This is a genomic window from Desulfovulcanus sp. (assembly GCF_982781345.1).
The window spans coordinates 1-1,308 of the sequence record NZ_CEYAEZ010000167.1 but is presented as its reverse complement, the minus strand read 5'-3'; the positions used below and the strand labels follow the sequence as shown (position 1 = coordinate 1,308).

Genomic DNA, 1,308 nt, shown 5'->3' with positions numbered 1-1,308 from the left:
AGCCGTGTAAAAAGCTTAAGAATTTGTGTTTTAGTGGTGGGCTCCATACCGCGAGTTGGGTCATCAGCTATCAATAATTTAGGCTGTGATACTAACGCCATTGCAATCATAAACTTCTGCCCAATGTCGGCAGGTATTTGGTGTGGAAACGCACTTAAGTAATGTTTGTGGTGCTTTATACCCACTTTATGCACCGTACTAATGGCTATCTTTTTACGCTGCTGTGCTCGCTGCCAAAACCAGCTTCCTTGAACAAACTCATCAGGGATACTTTCCTCTAGCTGTTCGCCAAGGGTTGCCGATGGGTCTAAGCTCGCCTGAGGATCTTGGAATACAACGGCAATTTCGCGACGCATTACTTCGCGGCGCTGTTGCACCGACATACTTAATAAATTTTCACCGTTCCAACTCATCCTGTCGGCAGTCAAATTCCATTGATTGGGTAGTGCGCCGCAGATAGCAGAAACAATTAAACTTTTACCCGAACCAGACTCACCCACAAGGGCACGAATTTCGCCGCTACTTACAGATAAGTTAACTTTATCCAGTGCTTTGATAGCGCCTTCACTACTTTGCATTTCTAAGGTGAGATTTTTAATATCAAGCATTGGCATATTAATGACTCACTCTTTTTCGCAGGGCCGAACGCAATCCGTCACCCACAATATTAATGGATAACACCATAAAAAATATTGCCATACCCGGTACGGCTACATTCCAAGGTGCAAGGTAAGCAACGTCTAGGCCGTCGGCTAAAATTACGCCTAATTCCGGTAGGGGAGACTGAGCGCCAAGGTTTAAAAAGCCTAAGGCGGAAATATCTATAACCGCGATGGAAAGCGCAAGGGTACTTTGCACCACCAGCATTTCGGTCATATTAGGCAATATAGAGTGAACGAAGAGTTGCCACTTACTCGCGCCATCGAGTTTAGAGGCCACTATGTATTCTTTTTTCATCTCTGCCCGCACGAAGCTGCGAGTATGGTGCACGAACTGAGGGATAAGCGCCAATGTAATCGCCCACATGCTATTGACCAAACCTGTGCCTAAAATTGCTACAATAATAATGGCAATAAGCAGAGTAGGAATAGCCATTAACGCATCGAGTAAATGATTAGCAATACTGGAGCGCACTCCTCGCAACATGCCTGCGAAGGTACCAAGACTAACACCCACTAGCATGGCTAGTACGACGGTAATAAACGCTGAACCTAGCGTTACTCGACAGCCATAGATAATGCGGGTAAAAAGGTCGCGACCTAACGCGTCGGTACCGAACAGGTGTGAAATAGATCCATTAGTTACCCA

The 1,308-nt window shown here is 45.7% G+C and carries 2 protein-coding genes; both read right to left on the bottom strand.

The genetic code is table 11. The features are described 5' to 3' along the window. Positions 1 to 608: ATP-binding cassette domain-containing protein (locus AC3WVG_RS11975; protein ID WP_488798347.1), on the bottom strand; the 608-nt coding region annotated here is incomplete at its 3' end. A gap of 7 nt (positions 609 to 615) precedes the next feature. Continuing rightward, on the bottom strand, positions 616 to 1,308 hold a 693-nt coding region (locus tag AC3WVG_RS11970; protein WP_488798346.1), incomplete at its 5' end, for an ABC transporter permease subunit.